Consider the following 4147-nt stretch of genomic DNA (forward strand, 5'->3'; position numbering starts at 1 on the left):
CCTGTCCGTGGGGCAGATCTACCTCCTGGACAATCCGCTGCTGAAGGAGCCCCTGACGCTCAAGCACATCAAACCGCGACTTCTCGGGCACTGGGGCACGACGCCCGGGCTGAACTTTCTCTACGTCCACCTGAACCGCATCATCAAGAAACACGACCTGGACATGATCTACATCACCGGTCCCGGCCACGGTGGACCCGGAGTGGTGGCGAATGCCTATCTCGAAGGAACCTATAGCGAAGTCTATCCGAATATTTCGGAGGATGAAGAGGGGATGAAAAAACTCTTCAAACAGTTTTCATTCCCGGGGGGTATTCCGAGCCACGTGGCTCCGGAAACACCCGGCTCTATCCATGAAGGCGGCGAGTTGGGATACGCACTGTCGCATGCCTACGGGGCCGTCTTCGACAACCCGGACCTGATCGCGGCTTGCGTGGTCGGTGACGGTGAGGCGGAAACCGGTCCGTTAGCGACGAGCTGGCATTCCAATAAATTTCTCAATCCGGTCGCCGACGGCGTCGTCCTGCCCATCCTTCATTTAAACGGATACAAAATCGCAAACCCCACGGTTCTGGCCCGTATCAGCCGCGAGGAACTGGATCATCTCTTCCGCGGCTACGGCTATCTCCCCTATTTCGTCGAAGGCCACGATCCGCAGAAGATGCATCAACTTATGGCCCGGACCCTCGATGCCGTTGTGAAAGAAATCCAGCGTATCAAAGCAGCCGCGCGGCGAGATGGAGCGAAGTCGCGACCTGTTTGGCCCATGATCGTGCTGCGGACACCAAAAGGCTGGACCGGCCCGAAACAGATCGATGGCAAACGCACGGAAGATTACTGGCGCTCTCATCAGGTGCCGATGAGCGACATGGACAACCCGGGACACATTAAGATTCTCGAACAATGGATGAAGAGCTACAAGCCTGAGCAACTCTTTGATAAGGCCGGAGGATTTAAGGCCGAATTGGCCGAACTGGCTCCCGAGGGAACGCGGCGGATGAGCGCGAATCTTCACGCCAACGGCGGGCTCCTGCTCAAAGATTTGCGTCTACCGGACTACCGCGACTATGCCGTAAGCGTTGCGAAACCAGGCACATGCGAAGCCGAGTCTACTCGTCTGATGGGCGCTTTCCTGCGGGATACGATGAAACTGAATATGCCGAACCGTAACTTCCGTCTCTTCAGCCCGGACGAGAATAACTCAAATCGTTGGCAGGATGCGCTGGAGGTAACCAATCGTGCCTGGATGGCGGACCGTTATCCGTACGACGACCACCTTGCTCCGGACGGCCGGGTGATGGAGATGCTCAGTGAGCATCAATGCCAGGGGTGGCTGGAAGGTTATCTCTTGACCGGCCGGCACGGTTTCTTCTCCTGTTATGAGGCGTTCATTCACATCATCGATTCAATGTTCAATCAACATGCCAAGTGGTTGAAGGTGACGAACCATATCCCCTGGCGTCGTCCGATCGCATCGTTGAACTACCTGTTGAGCTCGCATGTATGGAGGCAGGATCATAACGGGTTCAGCCATCAAGACCCCGGCTTCATCGATCATGTCGTCAATAAGAAAGCGGAGGTGATCAGGGTCTACCTGCCTCCCGATGCCAATACATTATTATGGGTGACCGACCGGTGCTTACGGAGCCGCAATCAAGTGAATGTGATCGTGGCGGGCAAGCAGCCTGCTCCACAATGGCTCGACATGGAGGCGGCGATCACGCACTGTACCGCCGGCATCGGCATTTGGGAGTGGGCGAGCAATGATAAGGACAGTGAACCGGACGTGGTGATGGCCTGTTGCGGGGATGTGCCAACGATGGAAACGCTCGCGGCGGTGTCGTATTTGCGGGAGCATCTACCTGATGTTAAAGTCCGTGTAGTCAACGTCGTGGATTTGATGAAGCTGCAACCCCCGCGCGAGCACCCTAACGGCTTGAGCGACCAGGCGTTCGATTCCCTGTTTACGACGGACAAGCCGATCATTTTTGCCTTTCATGGCTATCCCTGGCTGATTCATCGACTGACGTATCGGCGGACCAATCATAAGAATCTCCATGTGCGTGGGTACAAGGAAGAAGGCACGACGACGACGCCGTTCGATATGGCGGTCATGAATGATCTTGACCGCTTCCATCTTGTGGCCGACGTGATCGACCGCATTCCCTTGCGCGGGTCCCGAGCGGACTACGTCAGGCAGGCGATTCGGGACAAACGCATCGAGCACAAGCGATACGTTGCCGAGCACGGGGAGGACATGCCGGACATTCGAGACTGGAAATGGACCGGAGTGCGGCGATAAAAGGCTCAGAGCCGCACGTTTCGTGAAGGGAGCTGCACCGATGAACAAAAAAGTCTCCTTCTCCATCTGGTACGTGTTTCTTGCCATCTGGGCATTCCTTCTGATCCAGAGCTTTTTCGCGGCGATCAACAAGGTCGAAGAGATCCCGTACAGCGAATTTAAAGCGATGGTGGCCGCAGGCAAGGTGGCGGAAGTCTCCATCACGAGCCAAACGATCCGGGGGATGTTGAAGCCGGATGGCGACGCGATAGAACCCAAACCCTTTCAAACAGTTCGCGTGGAAGATCCGACCCTGACGAGCGAACTCACGGAACAGAAGGTGAAGATCACCGGCGTGATCGAGACGACATTCTGGCGTGACATTCTCTCGTGGGTGCTGCCGATCGTCGTGTTCGTCGCGATTTGGGCCTTTATCTTCCGCCGCATCGGTCAGGCTCAGGGCGGCTTCATGCAGGTGGGGCAATCCAAGGCGAAGATCTACATGGAAAAGGATATCAAGGTGACCTTTGCCGATGTCGCCGGCGTCGATGAAGCAAAAGAAGAATTACGGGAAGTGATCGAGTTCCTCAGGACGCCGGACAAGTTCACGAAGTTGGGAGGGAGAATCCCGAAAGGTATATTGCTGGTCGGGCCTCCGGGAACCGGGAAAACGCTGTTGGCCCGAGCTGTAGCCGGTGAAGCAGCCGTGCCGTTTTTCAGCATCAGCGGCTCCGAGTTCGTGGAAATGTTCGTCGGAGTCGGTGCGGCACGCGTGCGTGATCTGTTCGAGCAGGCGAAGCTCAAAGCGCCCTGCATCATCTTTATCGATGAACTGGATGCTCTGGGAAAGGCGAGGGGTATGGGGCCTATGGCTCACGAAGAGCGGGAACAGACCCTGAATCAGTTGCTCGTCGAGATGGACGGATTCGATCCCAGAATCGGCGTCATTTTGATGGCGGCGACCAACAGGCCGGAGATTCTCGATCCGGCGCTCCTGCGAGCCGGTCGTTTTGATCGTCACGTGTTAGTCGACCGTCCGGATAAAAATGGACGTCTGGCTATTTTGCAGGTGCATGCCAAAAAGGTGATGTTGGGTCCCGATGTCGATCTTGACGCGATCGCCGGGATGACGCCGGGATTTTCCGGAGCCGATCTGGCCAACGTTATCAACGAAGCGACGTTGCTCGCGGTGCGCCGCGGCAAGGATCAGGTGGGGACGTCGGAGCTGCAGGAAGCGGTCGAACGGGTCATCGCGGGGCTGGAAAAGAAAAATCGGGTCCTGAACAAAATGGAGAAGGAGCGTGTGGCCTACCACGAAACAGGCCATGCGCTCGTCGCTATGTCTGTTCCCGGGGCCGATCAGGTGCAAAAGATTTCTATTATTCCGCGCGGGATCGCGGCTCTCGGCTACACGCTGCAACTGCCGACTGAGGACCGGTTCCTCATGACGAAATCCGAGCTGGAAAACAAGGTAGCGGTGTTGCTGGGTGGGCGTATTGCAGAGGAGCTCATCTTCGGAGAATCGTCAACCGGCGCACAAAACGATCTGGTGAAGGCGACCGATATCGCCAAGAGCATGGTCAAAGCCTACGGAATGAGTGAGAAGCTGGGAACCATTACTTTGGAGCGAGAGCGGCAGCCGCAGTTTATGCAGATCCAGATTTCTCAGGAGAAAGGCGATTACTCGGAAGAGACTGCCAGGGAAATCGATTGCGAAATCCGGCGGATTGTCGACGAGCAGTATGAGCGGGTCAGACGGTTGCTTAGTGAAAAGAAGGCGGTGCTGATAGAAGGCGCCAAAATGCTCTTGGAACGAGAGGTCATCACCGGAGCTGAGTTGAAAGCGATCATGGACAAGGGATGAAC

General features: G+C 56.2%; 2 protein-coding genes. Both read left to right on the forward strand.

Annotated features, from left to right (window positions below; translation table 11 throughout):
- Window positions 1-2302 (forward strand): phosphoketolase family protein (locus tag ACWVCN_RS05770; protein ID WP_455244585.1); only part of this gene is annotated, 2302 nt, incomplete at its 5' end.
- A 40-nt stretch (window positions 2303-2342) separates the two neighbouring features.
- Window positions 2343-4145 carry an ATP-dependent zinc metalloprotease FtsH gene (gene ftsH / locus ACWVCN_RS05775; RefSeq protein WP_455244586.1) on the forward strand — a complete coding sequence of 601 codons (1803 nt, stop codon included), beginning with the start codon at window positions 2343-2345 and terminating at the stop codon, window positions 4143-4145.
- The last annotated feature ends 2 nt before the right edge of the window (window positions 4146-4147 follow it).

The organism is Petrachloros mirabilis, assembly GCF_975968855.1.